General features: G+C 73.0%; 16 protein-coding genes. 2 read left to right on the top strand and 14 right to left on the bottom strand.

What is annotated here, in order from left to right:
• Positions 1-12: 12 nt before the first annotated feature.
• The 10 genes from ACH4PU_RS26875 to ACH4PU_RS26830 form a co-directional block, all read right to left on the bottom strand.
• Positions 13-546, bottom strand: a complete 534-nt coding sequence (locus ACH4PU_RS26875; protein ID WP_398277112.1) for an FtsX-like permease family protein — start codon at positions 544-546, stop codon at positions 13-15.
• 237 nt (positions 547-783) lie between these two features.
• Positions 784-1359: a GNAT family N-acetyltransferase gene (locus tag ACH4PU_RS26870; RefSeq protein ID WP_398277109.1), complete on the bottom strand. Its 576-nt coding sequence runs from the start codon at positions 1357-1359 to the stop codon at positions 784-786.
• A gap of 131 nt (positions 1360-1490) precedes the next feature.
• Positions 1491-1946: an SRPBCC family protein gene (locus ACH4PU_RS26865; protein ID WP_398277106.1), complete on the bottom strand. Its 456-nt coding sequence runs from the start codon at positions 1944-1946 to the stop codon at positions 1491-1493.
• Between the two features lie 115 nt (positions 1947-2061).
• Positions 2062-2562, bottom strand: a complete 501-nt coding sequence (locus ACH4PU_RS26860; RefSeq protein WP_398277103.1) for a hypothetical protein — start codon at positions 2560-2562, stop codon at positions 2062-2064.
• 96 nt (positions 2563-2658) lie between these two features.
• Positions 2659-3516, bottom strand: coding sequence for a fumarylacetoacetate hydrolase family protein (locus tag ACH4PU_RS26855; protein WP_398277100.1), 858 nt, complete (start codon positions 3514-3516; stop codon positions 2659-2661).
• Between the two features lie 211 nt (positions 3517-3727).
• Positions 3728-4546: a YidC/Oxa1 family membrane protein insertase gene (locus ACH4PU_RS26850; RefSeq protein ID WP_398277097.1), complete on the bottom strand. Its 819-nt coding sequence runs from the start codon at positions 4544-4546 to the stop codon at positions 3728-3730.
• Between the two features lie 342 nt (positions 4547-4888).
• On the bottom strand, positions 4889-5206 hold the full coding sequence (locus ACH4PU_RS26845; protein WP_185944256.1) for a DUF6412 domain-containing protein: 318 nt from the start codon (positions 5204-5206) through the stop codon (positions 4889-4891).
• A 128-nt stretch (positions 5207-5334) separates the two neighbouring features.
• On the bottom strand, positions 5335-6828 hold the full coding sequence (locus ACH4PU_RS26840; protein WP_398277252.1) for a sodium:solute symporter: 1494 nt from the start codon (positions 6826-6828) through the stop codon (positions 5335-5337).
• A 44-nt stretch (positions 6829-6872) separates the two neighbouring features.
• Positions 6873-7073, bottom strand: coding sequence for a DUF3311 domain-containing protein (locus ACH4PU_RS26835; RefSeq protein ID WP_398277094.1), 201 nt, complete (start codon positions 7071-7073; stop codon positions 6873-6875).
• A gap of 457 nt (positions 7074-7530) precedes the next feature.
• Positions 7531-8136: a PadR family transcriptional regulator gene (locus tag ACH4PU_RS26830; protein WP_398277091.1), complete on the bottom strand. Its 606-nt coding sequence runs from the start codon at positions 8134-8136 to the stop codon at positions 7531-7533.
• A 96-nt stretch (positions 8137-8232) separates the two neighbouring features.
• On the opposite strand from ACH4PU_RS26830, the gene ACH4PU_RS26825 reads away from it, so the two are divergent.
• Positions 8233-9402, top strand: a complete 1170-nt coding sequence (locus ACH4PU_RS26825; RefSeq protein ID WP_398277088.1) for an FAD-dependent oxidoreductase — start codon at positions 8233-8235, stop codon at positions 9400-9402.
• Between the two features lie 27 nt (positions 9403-9429).
• Here the strand turns inward: ACH4PU_RS26825 and ACH4PU_RS26820 are convergent, their stop codons facing one another.
• Positions 9430-10875: a DUF445 domain-containing protein gene (locus ACH4PU_RS26820; RefSeq protein WP_398277085.1), complete on the bottom strand. Its 1446-nt coding sequence runs from the start codon at positions 10873-10875 to the stop codon at positions 9430-9432.
• Positions 10876-11400: 525 nt separating this feature from the next.
• On the opposite strand from ACH4PU_RS26820, the gene ACH4PU_RS26815 reads away from it, so the two are divergent.
• A complete protein-coding gene (locus tag ACH4PU_RS26815; protein WP_398277082.1) occupies positions 11401-12732 on the top strand; it encodes an SGNH/GDSL hydrolase family protein in 1332 nt (443 codons plus the stop codon).
• A gap of 169 nt (positions 12733-12901) precedes the next feature.
• On the opposite strand, the gene ACH4PU_RS26810 is transcribed toward ACH4PU_RS26815, so the two are convergent.
• From ACH4PU_RS26810 to ACH4PU_RS26800, 3 genes are read right to left on the bottom strand one after another with little or no spacing between them, the layout of a single operon-like run.
• Positions 12902-13546, bottom strand: a complete 645-nt coding sequence (locus tag ACH4PU_RS26810; RefSeq protein WP_398277079.1) for a DUF1707 domain-containing protein — start codon at positions 13544-13546, stop codon at positions 12902-12904.
• Positions 13547-13571: 25 nt separating this feature from the next.
• A complete protein-coding gene (locus ACH4PU_RS26805; protein WP_398277076.1) occupies positions 13572-14570 on the bottom strand; it encodes an ATP-binding cassette domain-containing protein in 999 nt (332 codons plus the stop codon).
• 2 nt (positions 14571-14572) lie between these two features.
• The gene (locus tag ACH4PU_RS26800; RefSeq protein ID WP_398277249.1) at positions 14573-15385 is read right to left on the bottom strand and encodes an ABC transporter permease; all 813 of its coding nucleotides are present in this window, start codon (positions 15383-15385) and stop codon (positions 14573-14575) included.
• Between the last annotated feature and the right edge of the window lie 4 nt (positions 15386-15389).

Below are 15389 nucleotides of genomic sequence, written 5' to 3'. Positions count from 1 at the left end.
TCGACGGCGTTCTTACGCCGATGCCTCGGCGTACTGCCTGCCGATTCGGCGCGCGGGGTGCGCGGCGCATACGGACACGCCGGTGGTCAGTACGAGTGTCGCCGCGGTAACACCCATCAGCCATGACCAGTTGAAGACCGGCCGCAGGCCCAGCCCCAACTGACGTACCAGGGGCGCGTGGCAGACGGGAGAGACGAAGAAGGCCAGGACAGCACCCACGGCCGTCGCGGCCAGTGTTTCCAGGGCGACCAACCGGAAGAGTTGTGGCCGGCTCAGGCCCATGGCGCGGAGGCGGGCCCTCTCGGAGTTCCGGTCCCTTTGGGCCAGGGCGCAGGTGTTGGCCGCGGACAGCAAAGCGTAGCCGGTGACGACGGCCACGATCAGGTAAGTGGCGCAGGGATCAGCCGGGTTGCGCGGTTGAGGTCGCGAGAGGTAGTCGTCGTGTGCCCGCACCCGCTGCCCGGGAGCAGTCGGCCACCCGCTGCCGTCACCGGTGAGGAAGATCCGGTCGGCCGGCGCGTCCGGTGTGCGCCAGCACGGATTCACGGGACAGCAGCAGGCAGGCCCCTACCGCGGCGGCCGTCGCCGCGCAGGCGAACGCCGCGCCGAGCACGCGTGCGGGGTACACCCGCACTTCGGCCAGGAGAAGACGATATAGACGCACGTTTGATTCGTACCGCAGTTCCCATGGTGGCCGAGGCGCGACCGCCTTATCCGGCCATCAGTTTCACGGTCGACCGGTCGCCTGGGGCCCGGGCATCCGGCTGCCGGGTATCGCGTGCGTCAGGAAGTCCGCGCGGAGACGTCGGTTTTCGCCGCTAGCCACTCCGGAGCGAGGACCGACCAGACCTCGAAGTCGTGGCGCTTGCCCGCGTGGAGGAAGTACCCGCGCAGGACGCCCTCCTTCGTCATGCCGAGGCGGCGGGCGACGGCGATGCTGGGCTGATTGTCGGTCGCGGCGCGCCACTCGATGCGGTGGAGGCCCCGTTCCTCGACGGCCCAGTCGATGATGTGCCGGGCGGCCCGGGTGACCAGGCCCCTGCCGGCGGCCGCCGGTTCGAGCCAGCAGCCGACCTCCGCCGTGCCCTGTTCGACGTCTATGACGCGGAACAGAACGACGCCGACCAGCGTGCCGTCCAGCCTGATGCCGTACAGCCGGCCGGTGTCGGTGGCGGCCTTCTCCATGTACGAGCGGAGGTAGGCGCGGCTCGACTCCAGGTCGGTGATCTTGTTCGGGACGGGGAGGTACCGTCCGACGAAGTCCCGGCCCCGGATGACGCAGGCCAGGAACTCCTCGGCGTGCCAGGGTTCGAGGGGGCCCAGCTCGCCGCCGTTGTCGTCGAGGGGTATCGCGTACACGTCGTTCTCCACGGGTCGGAACCGGCGGGCAGGGCACGGATCTTCTCATGGGCGCCGTGGAATGGCGGTGGGGCGGACGCGCGATACGGGACGTTCCGGGTCGGTCGCGGGCCGGAATCGCTTCGGGTCTGTCAGGTCCGGGCCGTCGTCGCGGTGAGGGACCTGTCGGCGGCGGTCAGGATGCCGGCGAAGACGCGGGCGATGATGGGCTTGGCGAAGTGACGGGCGAGGCGGGTGCCGCCCGGGAAGGGGAGGCCGAAGGTGGTCGTCCAGGTGACGAGGGTGCCTTCCGGGACTTCGGTGAACGTCATGCGGCCCAGTTCGTGGCGGGCCGGCGGGTAGCTGCGGTCGACGTCGTAGGCGAAGTCGTAGGGCGGGTTGTAGGCCGTGATGCGTTCGCGGAACCAGCCGATCAGCCAGGTGTGCAGCCGGACGGCGCCCACCCCGTACGGCGCGCCCGCGCCCGGACGGGCCAGGCGGGCCTTGAGGACGAACGGGGAGCGGGTGTAGTTGGTGGTCGTGGCGCACCACTCGAAGACGTCGGCGATCGGGGCCGCGATGACGCGTCGTACCGTCACGGTTTCCATGTCTCGTCCTCTCTCCAGACCGGGCCGGCCGGCTGCGAGCCGGTCGACTGCGGGGCCGGTCGGTGTCTGGACGGGCGGCGAGGTGCGGACGTGACAGATTGCGGAGTGACGTGGGTCACATGTCGTCTTCTGTCCGTGAGCGGTAGAGGACGGCCAGGGCCAGGCCCGAACCCAGGAGGACCAGGGAGCCGCCGAGGGCCATGTCGCCGCTCATCGGCGGCCCGCGGTGGCCCTGTTCCCGGCCGTCGGCGGCGGGGCGGGCGGCGGACAAGGGGGCGACGGTGATGGGGAGGCGGGCGCGGAGGGCGGGGTCGGTGGGGAGGGCGGTGGGGGCCGCGGAGCCGAGGGGCCAGGGCGGGGCGTCCTGATCGTCGTCCTGGCCCGCCTCGGTTTCGAGCCGGTCGGCGCCGGTGAGGGGGGCGCCGCCGACGCAGGCGCCCGGGGCGCCCGCCGCGCAGCGGGCCGCGGCGTCGGGGTCGGTGGTGCCGGGGGCCGTGAAGGCGCAGAGCAGCAGGGCGCCGCTGATCGTCGTCGCCATGACCGTCGCCGTCGCGGCGACCGTGGCCCGGGCGGTGGGACGGACCCGGAGGCGGGCCCGGCGAAGACTGTGCCGCATATCCGAAAATAAGCACACCGCGACCGACCCCCTCGGGCAGCACACGCGCCCGTTCCCCCGAACGCACCCCGCCCCGCCGCCGGGAGACCTCCGCGCCTACCCGTCCTCGAGGTGCTGCCGCTGCCGCCCCAGACCGTCGATCGCGAGTTCGACGACGTCTCCGGAGCGGAGGTACGGCTTGGGCTCGGGTCGGCCCAGGGCGACGCCCGCCGGGGTGCCGGTGTTGATGACGTCACCAGGGTAGAGCGTCATGAACTGACTGATATAGCGCACGAGATGAGCCACGGGGAAGATCTGGTCCGCCGTGCTCCCCTCCTGCATCAGCGCGCCGTTGACCCAGGCTCGGATCACCAGTTCCTGGGGGTCGGGCACCTCGTCGGCGGTGACGAGCCAGGGGCCCAGCGGGTTGAACGTCTCGCAGTTCTTGCCCTTGTCCCACTGGCCACCACGTTCGAGCTGGTAGGCGCGTTCGGACACGTCGTTGCTGATGGTGTAGCCGGCGACGGCGGCCAGCGCCTCCTCGTCCGTGGTCAGCCGGCGGGCCGTGCGACCGATGACGACGGCGAGTTCGGCCTCCCAGTCGGTCTTGAGGCTGCCGGGCGGGACGAGCACGGGGTCGTCCGGGCCGACGACGGTGTCCGGGGCCTTGAGGAAGAGGACGGGCTCGGCGGGCGTACGGGCGCCGATCTCCGCGACGTGGGCGCGGTAGTTGAGTCCCACGCAGACGATCTTGCCGATCCGGGCCACCGGCGGGCCGATCCGCAGGCCCGCCGGGTCCAGGGCCGCGAGCACGCGCGCGCCGACGGCCGCCCGGATGTGGGCGAGCAGCGGCCGGTCGCCGAGCAGCGCGCCGTCCACGTCCGGGACGAGCGCGGACAGGTCGCGCAGCGTGCCCTCCTCGTCCAGCAGCGCGGGGCGCTCCGCCCCCGCCGGGCCGACCCGGAGCAGCTTCATCGGTCCAACCCTCCGGTGCCTCGGCGAACTCGGTGCGTGATGCGCGGGCTCGGCGCGATCGACGCACTCGGTGCGCTTGGTGCGCCCACTGCGCTCGGTGCGTCCTACACGACCGGTCGATCGTCCAAGATCCGGGGGGCGGTCGGCAAGTGGCGTTTCGGCCTGTGGACGGCGACGACCGGCCTTCGGACGGCCGTCGCCGTCCGTCCGTTCACCCGGTCGCGGGACGGGGGCGGCGGGGGGCCGGTGCGGCTTCGGCAGCTGCCGGAGCGGCCGCCGGAGCGGTCGCCGGACCGGCCGCCGGACCGGTCCCGCCCCGGTGGAGGTACGCCCGTTCCGCCGCCGTCCACAGCGTCGTCGTCACCACGTACAGGGCCGCGGCGAGCGGTACGACCGCCACGGTGATCAGAGTGGCGAAGGACAGGAACGGCGAGATCCGCGCCACCAGGGCGACCGCCTCCGCGCCCGGGACGGAGTCGTCGGTGGTGGCGGGGAGCGGCGTCGTGGCGGCCGTCCGGCGGGCGCGACGGAACGTCCAGGTGGCGACGGCGGCCACCACGGCGAACAGGGCCAGGTAGACGAGGCCGTGCGAGCCCAGCGGGCCGCCGTCGGCGAGGGCGTTCGTCCACCGGCCGCCGAGCGGGGCACCGAACAGGGTGTGGTCGAGGAGGTCACCTCCGGATCCGGTCGAGAACAGGTGGTACATGACGTAGAAGACGGGCAGTTGGACGAGCATGGGCAGGCAGCCCGCCAGCGGGGACACCCCGGTCTCCGCGTACAGCTCCGCCGTCGCGTGCCGCAGCCGTTCCGGGTCCTTGCCGTGCTTGCGCTTCAGCTCCGCCAGCCGCGGGGCCAGGGCCGCCTTGGCCCGTTCGCCGCGGGCGGCGGACCGGGACAGGGGGTGCAGGCAGAGCCGTACGCACAGGGTGAGCAGGACGATGGTGACGGCCGTCGCCGAGGCCCCGAAGGCGGGTTCGAGCGCGTCGGCGACATGGGACAGGAGTGCACCCAGGGGCGCGAAAAAGGACATGGTGGAGCCCTCCACGGGGGTCTCGTCGTGCCGGAGTTCGGTACGGCGGGCCGGTGGTGTCGTCCTTGCGTCGTAGTCGGCGTCGTAGCCGACACAGCCACCGGTCCGCCGGATTCGGCGTGACGAGCCGCGCTGCTCCTCGCCGTCGGCCTGGCCCCTGGCGGGTGAGGGGGCCGGTGTCGACGTGCGGTGCTCGGCGGGGGACGGGCCATCCTCCGAGCCGTCAAGCGGCTCGGCCGGGAGGGCGCGTCGTGTGTCGCCCGTGCCGCACCGCTGTTTCGGAGGCGGTGCGCGCACGCGGCAGGGGGCGGTGAGGCCCCGCGCCGGAGCGGCGGGGAGCGGCTACGCGGCCGTCAGGACGAGACGTCCGGGCGCCCTCGGGCGCCGGCGGCCCCTGGCGTCGGGGTCGCGTTGGGCGAGGAAGGCCGTACGCAGTTCCCTGTCCCGGATCGCGGTGCGTATTCGGGTCGGGGTCAGCGGGCCCGTGCGGACGGCCGCCGCCACGAGGACGGCGCGTACCGTCAGGGCCGCCGCGACGGCGGTCGTCGAGGCGACGGCGACCGCGCTCATCAGGATGCTCAGCAGTCCGCACTGCGCGAGCAGGAGTTCGGCGCACAGGATGAGGAACATGGCGATGTGTGTGCGGATGACGCGCTTCATCATGCTCCCCCCTCGGTCCGATCCGGTCGGTCCTTCAGTCGTTCCGATAGTAGACGGCCCCACTGACAACGGCGCCGCCGGGATCGTCCGCCCTGTTCAGAGCCGCTTGGACCTTACTCACGTTTCGTTCAGGCCCCCTCCGCCGCAGGCACTCGTCCGGTCCCGGCCGACCCGGACTCCTCGGGTCCCGGGTCCGAGGCCAGTACCTCGGCGTCCGGCCGGTCGTCCGCCGGTTTCGGTCCCAGCCACGAGACCACGAGCGCGACCACGAGGTTCACGCCGAGCGCCAGCGCCCCCGCGTTCACCCCGCCCACCGGGTCGTGTTCGGTGAAGACGAGCGCGCAGACCAGGGCGCCGCCCACGGCCAGTCCGCTCAGCGCACCCCACAGCGTCATCCTTCGCCACACCAGACCCAGCAGGATCATGGGGACGAGCTGGGCCATGCCCTCGTACGAGATCAGTGAGAGCCTGACGAGCGTGTTGGGCGCGGCGTACGTCAGGATCAGCGCCGCCGCCCCCGCCACGACCACCACGGTCTGCGCCGCGAACCGCTGCCGCCGCGGCCGGTCCACGAGGGCGGGCACGGTGCCCAGTACGCTCCGGCCCCACATCGTCCCGATGACCAGCATGAACACCGCCATCGGCACGATCGACGACAGGGCCGCCGCCACTCCGATCACCCCGACCAGCCAGGCCGGCAGCGAGTCGACGACCAGCTTGAACAGGGCCAGGTTGGAGCCCGCCCCGGTCAGTCCGGGCACGACGAAGATCGCGGCCATGCCCAGCAGCATGGGGACGAAGAGCAGCACGTTGTAGAACGGCAGCAGGACGGCGTTGCGCCGCAGGGCGTCGGCGCTCCGCGCGCCCAGGTAACCGGCCACCGTGGTGGGGAAGATGACGACGGTGAGGGAGTTGAGGAAGCTGGTGGTCGCGAACCAGGTCGCGCCGAGTCCGCTGCCGCCGTGTCCGCTGAGGGTGAGCCACTGCGGTTTCTCGGCCACCAGCCGGTCGAGGAACGGGCCGTAGCCGTCGAAGTGGTGCAGCGGGACGTAGATCGCGAGGAAGGCGAGGGTGCCGATGACGAGGACGTCCTTCAGTACCGAGACCCATGCGCTGCCGCGCAGTCCGCTGACCACGACGAAGGCGGTGGTGACGGCGAAGGCGATGAAGTAGGCCCAGTTCAGGCTGATGGCGCCGTAGGAGATGGTCGAGACGACGACGCCCATGCCCGTGATCTGGAGCTGGATGTAGGGCAGGAGGCAGACGGTCGCCAGTACCGCGACCAGGGCTCCGAGCCAGGGGCGGCCGTAGCGGTGGGCGACCATGTCGGTGATCGAGACGAGGCCGTGCCGGCGGGCGTACGACCAGAGGGTCGGGCCGACGACGTAGCCGATCGCGTACCCGCAGGACAGGTAGGCGATGACGTAGAGGACGGGCGAGCCGAAGTTGTAGCCCCACCCGGCGGCGCCCAGATAGCTGAAGCTGGTGTAGCCCTCGCCGGCCATCAGCACCCAGATCATCACCGTGCCGAGGCTGCGGCCGCCGACCGACCACTCGGCGATGCCGCCGCCCCCGCCCCTGCCCCGGACGGCCAGAAGGCCCAGGGCGACCGTGAGGACCATGAAGACGCCGAAGACGGTCGTCGCGGTGGTGGCGTTGGTGGAGTTCACGCTCGGCCTCGCTTGCGGTCGCCGCGCCAGGCGAGCCAGACGGCGGCTGGGGTGAGGAGGGTTGCCAGGAGCAGCCAGAAGAAGAGGAAGGGGAGGCCGAGGATGGTGGGGTGGACGCGGTTCGTCAGGGGGAGGGTGGCCAGGTAGAGCGCGTAGGGGGCTAGGAGCCAGAGGAGGGTGGGACGTTTCTTCAACACGGCGTTGACCCTAGGTGGTCTTGCTTGTGTGGCGGTTTCGCCCCGCCTCGTGCGGTGGGTTCGTCCCGGGCGGTGGGATCGCCCCGGGCGGTGGGGGCGGTTTCGCCCGGCGGGCGGTTCGCCCGGGCGGCGGGGGAGCCGGCCTTGGGCGCTCGGGACGGCGTCCGTCGGCCCGGGAGGGGGTGCGGGGGCTTCGGCCGTGGGGAGGCGTTGCGGTCGCGTGGTGGTTTTTGGGGTGCCCCGGTCCCGCCCTTTCACCGTTTCTTGCGGGGCAAGCCCCCACACCCCCACACCCCCGCAGCGCGCTGCACGCGCTGTCCTCAAACGCCGGACAGGCTGGGGGGGGTGCGCGGCGGGGGTGGGTGGGTCGGTGCTGGCTGCACCGTCCTCGCGCGCCGGACAGCTGGAGGGGCTGGCGGCCCTCAAACGTCGGAGGGGCTGATGGGGGCCCGCGTCCTCAAGCGCCGGACGGGCCGGCACCGGGCGAGCCGGGAGCCGGTGTCCAGGTCAGCTGGCCCGTCCGGAGGTCGTTCAGGATGGAGCGGATCCACCGCTCCTCCGCCTCCGTCACCGCGCGCAGGTACTCGGCCTCCAGGGCCGTGACCCGGGGGAAGGCGTCGGTCTGGTCGGCCAGTTCGGCGTCCAGTTCCTTGAGGGTGCGGGTCAGTGTGTCCGCCCGTCGTCGGAGCGCCGCCGCCACCTCGTCCGGGGCCGCCATCATCAGGTTGGAGAGCGCCGCCGGGAAGCGGGGGAACTCCTGTCGGGGGACGGCCAGCATCTCGTCCAGCCATTCCCGTGCGACCCGGCGGCCCTCGTCGGAGAGGGCGTAGACGGTGCGCTCGGGGTACGCCTGGTCGCGGCCTGTCTCCTGGACGGTGACCAGGCCTGCCTGGCAGAGGCGTTCGATCGTCCGGTACAGGCTCGCGCGCTGGCCGACGTTGACGACCTTGTCCTTCCCCCACTGCCTCAGCAGCCGCTGGATCCCGTACGGGTGCAGCGGCTGCTGGTGCAGCAGTGCCAGCACGGTCAGGGCGAGCGGGGAGTCGCGGACGGGGGTCGTCATGAGGGGATCGTATCTCCACTCCAGCAACTAGTTGACTGGATACTAGTTTCACTGCAACTATCGAATCAGGCAGCGATCACCAGCGAGGAGAAGCACATGCACAAGGCGCGCACCGCCCTGGTCATCGGCGGGGGCATCGCCGGGCCCGTGACGGCCCTGGCCCTGGCCGAGGCCGGTATACGGGCCACCGTCCACGAGGCCCGCCCGGCGGCCGCCGACGGCATCGGGGCGATGTTGACCATCGCTCCCAACGGGCTGGAGGCGCTGCGGACCATCGGAGCGCACCGGGCCGTCGAGGCGGTGGGGCACCCGGTGCCCTCCGTCGCGCTGGAGGACGGCCGGGGCGGCCGGCTGTCCCGCTTCGACGGTTTCCCCGGGCTGCCGCCCACGCTGGCGATGCGCCGCGCGGACCTGTTCCGGGCGCTGTCCGACCACGCGGTGGCCCGTGGCATCCACGTCGTCCACGGCAGCCGGCTCGTCGGCGCCGAGCGGACGCCGCACGGCGTCACCGCCTTCTTCGCGGACGGCGGCACCGCCGAGGCCGACGTGCTGATCGGTACCGACGGCATCCGGTCCACCGTCCGCTCGCTCATCGCCCCGGGCGCGCCCGGGCCCGAGTACGGCGGGGTGCTGGGCTTCGGCGGCGTCCTCGACGAGGAACCGGACACCCCGGTCGAGCCGGGCGTGATGCACTTCGGCTTCGGGCGGGTCTTCCTGGGCCACTGGCGGCTGCCCGACGGACGCGTGTGCTGGTTCGCCGCGCTCCCCCACACCGAGCCCCTCACCACCGCCGAGGTCGCCCGAGTCCCCGCCGCCGACTGGCTGGCCCGGCTGCGCGAGCTGTACGCGGGGCACGTGCCCGGCGAGGCGCTGATCTCCCGGACGCGGCCGGAGGACCTGATGGCCACCGGTCCGATGGAGCGCATGCCGTCCGTGCCGCGCTGGCACCACGGGCCGATGGTGCTGGTCGGCGACGCCGTCCACGCGCCGTCCTCCAGCTCGGGGCAGGGCGCCTCCCTCGCTGTCGAGAGCGCCCTCGAACTCGCCCGCTGCCTGCGGGACCTGCCCGTACCCGACGCGTTCGCCGCCTACGAGCGGCTGCGCCGGCCCCGCGTGGAGGCCGTCGGCCAGGCCGCCGCCGCGACGAACCGGGCCAAGGCCGGCACCGGTGCCGACGCCGGCTCCTTCAGCCTCCCCGACCCCGAGCGGATGTTCGGGCACCTGCACCGGTTCCGCGTCGACTGGGAGGCAGAAGTGCGGGCCTGAAGCCGGGACGGGCGCCTCATCCGGACCTCACGCCCCCAGCAGCCGCGACGCCGAGTAGATGAGCAGCCCCGCCAGCGCGCCCACCACCGTGCCGTTGATGCGGATGAACTGCAGATCCCGTCCGATGTGCGCCTCGATCTTGCGGGACGTCTGCTCCGCGTCCCAGCCCGCCACGGTCTCCGTGATCAACGACGTGATCTCGTCCCGGTACGTCGTCACCACGTACACGGCCGCGTCCTCCAGCCAGCCGTCGACCTTGGCGCGCAGCCGTTCGTCGGCGGTCATCCGGGCGCCCAGGGAGAGGATCGCCGTGCGGGTGCGGAGCCGCAGTTCGCTGCGTTCGTCCTCGGCGGCGGCCACCACCATCGCCCGGACGGAGCTCCAGGCCGACGCGATCAGGTCCTGCACCTCACTGCGGCCCAGGACCTCCGACTTCAGCCGCTCCACCCGCGCCCGGGTGTCCGGGTCGGACTGGAGGTCGTGCGCGAAGTCGGCGAGGAAGCGGTCGACCGCGCCGCGCGCCGGGTGTTCGGGCATGTCGCGCATCTCGGTGACGAAGCGCAGCAGCTCCTTGTAGACCCGCTCGCCCACCTTGCGGTCGACGAAGCGCGGCGTCCAGCCGGGCGCGCCGCCGGCGACGGCGTGCATCACCGAGTCCCCGTGTGCGACCAGCCAGTCGTGGGCGCGGGCGCACACCAGGTCGACGGCCTTGTGGTGGCCGCCGTCGGCGATGATCCGCTCCAGCATCCGGCCGACGCCCGGGGCGATCTCCTGGGCGTCCGCCCGGCGGGTGACGGCCTCGCCGACCACCGCCTGTACGTCCGCGTCGCGGAGGACGCGCAGGGCGCCGCGCAGGGCGGTGGACAGTTCGGCGGTCACCCGGTCGGCGTGTTCGGGGGCGGCGAGCCAGGCGGCGAGGCGGGAACCGATGCCGACGGCGCGCAGCCGGCGGCGGACGACGTCGCCGGAGAGGAAGTTCTCGCCGACGAACTCGCCGAGGCTCTGTCCGAGCTGGTCCTTCTTGGTCGGAATGATCGCGGTGTGCGGGATCGGCAGGCCCATCGGGCGGCGGAACAGCGCGGTGACGGCGAACCAGTCGGCGAGCGCGCCCACCATGCCCGCCTCCGCGGCGGCGGCCACATAGCCCGCCCAGGGGCCCGCGCCCGAGGACTTCGCCCAGGTGGCGAGGGCGTAGACGAGGGCGACGCCGAGCAGCAGACCGGTCGCGAACGCCTTCATCCGGCGGACGCCGCGGCGCTTGCGCTCGTCGGCCTCGCTGTAGGTGAAGCCGACGGGCGGGGTGGGGGCGGGTGCCCCCGCGAACGGAGCCCCGCCATGTGTCCTCGTCCCTCTCGACGAGGATGAGCCCGGGGCCGGGCCTGGGGCCGAGGCCGGGGCCGGGCCCGTCGGCCCACCCCCGCCCGGCGGCGCCCCCGTCTGCCGGTCCGTTCCGGGCCGGGGTTCTCCGGGCATCACTCCCTCGGAGGACCGCTCTTCGGGCGTTTTCCCGGGTGCCCCGCCGGGCGTCTTCCGGAACGTCTCCTCAGGTGTGTCTCCAGGTGCCCCCTCAGGAACCCCAGACGTCTCAGGGGCCTCAGACGTCTCAGAGGCCTTAGAGGTCTCAGCGGTCTCCCCCGCCGCCCCCGCACCGGACCGTCCGCCTCCGGACGGCTTCCCGCCGTCGTCGGCGCCCGCCGCCGCGTCCTCTCGGGACCGATTCATCCGTACCACCCGTCCGCGTTCTCTCGGAAGTTTCCCCGTCCCACTCGGGAAAGCTCTTTTCTCTCTACCCGCTCGACTCGGGGAACGGCCCGGTAGTTCCCACCGTCTGACACGTCGCGGCCGGTCCGCACCGGTGGTCCGGCCGCCCGGAGCCCCCGCGACCCGCGTGGGATCATGGACCCGGCGACCGGGCCGCGGCGGCACCCGCACGGGCGCCTTCCCCGACGGCTCGCTTGGATCCCGCTCCGTCCGCCCGCCGTTCAGGAGACTTCCCGCATGACCAGGCCCCCTCTGTCCCGCGGTACCGCCGGTGCCCTGCTCGCCGCGCTGGTGGCCGTCGTCACCCTGGTCTCCGCGGCGATCTTCCTGGGGACCGCGGGCGGCACCACGGGCGGCGGGGAACCGCAGCGCCGGCGGCCGGACGCCGCGCCCGCCGCGGTCAGCGGCTGGACCGGTTCCTGGGCCGCCGCGCCCGCCGCCGCGGACCCGCGGGCACCGGCCGGGCTCCCCGGGACGACCATCCGCAACGTGATCCACACCAGCGTCGGCGGCACCGGCGCCCGCATCCACCTCTCGAATCTCTTCGGCAACCGGCCGCTGCTCCTCACCCACGCCTCGCTCGCCGTCTCCGCCGGGCCGGGCACGGCCGCCGCGGTGCCCGGGACGATGCGGCGGCTGTCGTTCGGCGGCCGGGGCGCGGTGAGCGTGCCCGCCGGCGGGGACGCCGTCAGCGACCCCGTGCCGCTCACCGTCGCCCCCGCGTCCGACCTGCTCGTCACCCTCTACGCGGCCGCCCCGTCCGGGCCGGTGACGCTGCATCCGCACGCCCGGCAGGTGTCGTGGCTCGCGCGCGGCGACCGGACGGAGGACACGGGCGGTACGCCGTACACCGTCCGGACGCCCTACTGGCGGTACGTCACCGGACTCGACGTCTGGGGGACGCAGGCGGCGGGCTCGGCCGTCGCCATCGGCGACTCCATCACCGACGGCGTCAACTCGACGATGAGTGCCAATCACCGCTGGACCGATTTCCTGGCCGCGCGGCTGCGTTCCGAGCCGGGCGCTCCGCGCTACGGCGTGCTCAATGAAGGCATCAGCGGCAACCGCATCCTGCTCAGCAACCGCGGCGGCCGGGAACGGCCCAACAATCCCAGCGCGCTCGACCGGTTCGACCGGGACGTGCTCGGACGGACGGGCGTACGGGCCGTCGTCGTCGAGCTGGGGGTGAACGACATCCTGCGGCGGCCGCAGCAGCTCGACGCCCGGCGCATCGTCGACGGGCTGCGGCGGCTGGTGGCGCGGGCGCACGCGCGGGGGCTGGTGGTCGTCGGCTCCACGCTGACGCCGTTCGGCGGGCATCCGGGGGTGGTTCCGGCGCGGCAGGAGCCTGTGCGGCTGGCCGTCAACGCGGAGATTCGGGCGGGGCGGGTGTTCGACTCCGTGGTGGATTTCGATCGGGTGTTGCGGGATCCGGCCGCTCCGCAGCGGTTGCTGCCCGCTTATGACAGTGGGGATCGGCTGCATCCGAATGATCTGGGGTATCAGCGGATGGCCGAGGCCGTCGATCTCGGTGCGCTTGTCGGGCGGCCGGTGGACGCGGCGCTCTAGCCGCCCGGAGGGCGGAGGGGTGCCCCTGTCCCGCCCTTTCGCCGTTTCTTGCGGGGGCTCTGCCCCCCGCACCCCCGAGCGCACCTACGGCACGCGTCCTCAAACGCCGGACGGGCTGGAGGGGGTGAGTGGGTAAGCGCTCCGCGCGTGTCCTCGAACCCCGGACAGGCTATTCGCCCTTTTCCAGGGACATCCGTGCCCGCTGTTCCCTGCGCTCCTTCCGCGTCACACCCACCCCGCCCCAGAACGCGAACCCCGTGATCCGCACGCGCGGCGAGCCCGGGGAGCCCGAGCCCGTGCCCTTCGTGTCGAAGTCGCCCATCAGGCCCAGGCCGTTGACCTGTACGTCCAGATCCGGAGGGACGACGATCTCCATGCCGCCCATCACGGCGATGCAGCGGATCGTCACCTCGCGGCCCTCGAAGTGCGCCTGACGCAGGTCGATCTGGCCGCCGCCCCAGAAGGCGAAGGCGGTGAAGACGCGGGGCACGGTCCAGCGGCCGTGCCGGCGGAAGCCGCCCATGACGGCGACGGCGCCCTTGGAGGAGGGGGTTCCGCCGATGCGGCCCTCCCAGCTCTCGTCGGTGGCGGCGGGGGCCACCGCGGCGGGGACGGCGAGTTCGGTCCCGGCGGCCGGCAGGTCACGGACGAGGGGGGCGAGGTCGGCGTGGGTCCGGGCCTTGTAGGCCGCGTCCAGGCGCTCCCCGAACTCCTCCATGTCCAGCCGCCCCTCGGCGACGGCCGTACGCAGCGCCTCGGCGACGCGCTCGCGCTCGGCGTCGGAGGCCCGCATCTCAGGACGTTCGCTTGTCATGACCACAGGGTAGGGCCTGACGGCGTCACCGACTCGGCCGATCGGCGTAGAGGCGGGCGATGACCTGCTCGATGTCCGGTTCGCGCACCGAGAGATCGACCAGGGGGTAGCGCTCGGCGACGGCCGCCACGATGGGGGCGGCGCTGCGGGCCGCCGGGAAGGCCAGCCACTGGCGGGGGCCTTCCACCCGGTCCACGCGGGTGCCGGGGACGTCGTCGATCGGCGGCAGTTCGCGTTCGAGGTCGACGACGAGCATCCGTTCGCTCTCCCCCACGGTGTGCAGGCCGTCCAGCCCGCCGTCGTAGACCAGCCGGCCGTGGTCGATGACCATCACCCGGCCGCACAGCTGCTCGATGTCGGTCAGATCGTGGGTGGTGAGCAGGACGGTGGTGCCGCGCTCGGCGTTGAGGTCGCGGAGGAAACCGCGCACCTTCGCCTTGCTGACCACGTCGAGACCGATCGTCGGCTCGTCCAGGTAGAGCACGTCGGGGTCGTGCAGCAGGGCCGCCGCGATGTCGCCGCGCATCCGCTGGCCGAGGGAGAGCTGCCGGACGGGGACGTCGAGGAGGTCGCCCAGGTCGAGGAGGTCGACGCAGCGTTCCATGTTGGCGCGGTAACGGGCGTCGGGGATGCGGTACATGCGGCGCACCAGGCCGTAGGAGTCGCGCAGCGGCAGGTCCCACCACAGGGTGGTGCGCTGCCCGAAGACGACGCCGATCCGGCGGGCCAGCCGGGTGCGGTCGCGGGCCGGGTCGATGCCGGCGACGCGCAGCCGGCCGCCGCTGGGCATCAGGATGCCGGTGAGCATCTTGATCGTCGTGGACTTGCCGGCGCCGTTGGGGCCGATGTAGCCGACGATCTCGCCGCGCGGCACACGGAAGGAGAGGCCGTCGACGGCCCGGACCTCGCGGCGCTCCCGGCGCAGCAGGCCGGCGCGCCTGCGGACGTGGAAGACCTTCTCCACGCCGTCCAGTTCGATGAACGCCTCATCGAGCTCCTCATCGCGTTCTTCCCGCTCGTTCACTCTCAACTTCCCGTGCTCCTGTAGCTTCTCAGCCCCGCCCGCCACACCAGTCCCGTGAGCGCGAGCAGCGCCACCGCCACCAGCGGTCCGCAGAGCGACACCCACCCGGGCAGGTGCAACGGGTCGTCCCGGCCCAGCAGCCGCAGTACGGGAAGCCAGTTGACGAAGGCGAGCGGGACGACGAACGTCACCCCGCGCACCAGGTCGCGGGCGAAGACCGTCGGCGGGTACTGGAGCAGCGTGACGCCGCCGTACGTGAAGGAGTTCGCCACCTCGGAGGCGTCGGACGCCCAGAATTGGAACGCCGCGCCGGCCAGGAACACGGCGCAGAAGATCGCCGCCCCGGCGACCACGGTCACCAGCAGGAACAGCGCCTTGAGCGGCGTCCAGGCCACGTCGGCCGAGGCGACGCCCCAGCCCAGCACCGCCAGCCCCTGGCTCGTCCGGCCCAGCCGGCGCAGCGCGAAGCGGTCGGCGGCCACCTGGGCCAGGACGGGCACCGGGCGCACCAGCAGGGTGTCGAACGTGCCGTCGCGCACCCGCTGCCCCACGCGTTCCGCGTTGCCCAGGATCAGGTCGGCGAGGCCGAACGAGGTGCAGGTGGCGCCGTAGAGCAGCGCGACCTCGGGGAGGGTGAAGCCGCCCAGGGCGTCGATGTGCGAGAACATCAGCAGGATGGCGACGAAGTCCAGGCCGCCCGCCACGCAGTTGCCGATCGTCATGAGGACGAACGACGCGCGGTACGTCATCGTCGAGCGCACCCACATCCCGGCGATCAGCAGGTACGCGCGGACGCCGTGCGCCCAGAGGGCCATGCGC

Source organism: Streptomyces sp. NPDC021100 (assembly GCF_044333095.1).
Taxonomy (GTDB): Bacteria; Actinomycetota; Actinomycetes; order Streptomycetales; family Streptomycetaceae; genus Streptomyces.
The sequence above is the reverse complement of the archived record's forward strand: the minus strand, read 5'-3'. Positions and strand labels throughout refer to the sequence as shown.